General features: G+C 64.3%; 1 pseudogene. It reads right to left on the reverse strand.

The window, feature by feature from the left end:
• Positions 1-796: pseudogene (locus tag H7U20_RS19645) on the reverse strand (hypothetical protein); the annotation flags it as partial.

Consider the following 796-nt stretch of genomic DNA (forward strand, 5'->3'; position numbering starts at 1 on the left):
CTTAATGTTGGGATCCGTCTTGACGTACTGGCCAAACATCGCGTGATTATCGCGCGTGGCGGCGTCAGCTGTAAACAACGCGAACTTTTGGCCCGTGAGCGCGTCCGTCATGGTTCCGCCGGGAGCTATCTCCTCCAAAAAGGCACGCGCTGCGCTGTTGTTCGAGCCCAGACGCACCGCCCACGCCGAATCGGTTTGCCGCATTGCCTGCTGCGCCAATTCAGCCTCCGCTTGCTCGACGCTGATTTTCTGGCGTGCTGCGTACCTGGCCGCATTGTCTTTGATCAGCTTGGCTTCGTTCGGATGCAACTGCCGATTATTGGTATCCGTCCCGAGCGCCGCCGCCGCACCGGCACCGCCGCCGGCAACCGCCCCGATGCTCAGCGACGTCGCCTCCGCCAACCCTTGCGCCAGCATCTTTGCCGCGTCGGCACTCAGCCCTTGCTGCCGCAAAGCCAGCTCGACTTCATCTTGCATGGTGTTCAGCAACTTGGCGCCGCTCGCCACCGCGGCCGATCCGGCCGCGCCAGCCAGGCCACCGGTCAGTCCACCACTCACCGCGTGCAAGGCGACGCGGTAAACACCACCCTCGCCCCACTTGTTGGCTTCCTCCTCAGTGCCGCCCTGGGCCAGGATGGCCGCGCGCTGCTCGTCGGCGAACTTGGCGATCGCCTTCGGCGCCTGCCTGCTGAATTCCTGCGTGATGGCGATCTGCGCGTCGACTTCCTTCTGCAACTGCTTCGCGTCCCAATCCTTGGCCAACACGCCGGACTGGCTCGCGGCGTTTTCGGTCGTC

This window comes from Rugamonas violacea, assembly GCF_016461825.1.
Classification (GTDB): domain Bacteria; phylum Pseudomonadota; class Gammaproteobacteria; order Burkholderiales; family Burkholderiaceae_D; genus Rugamonas.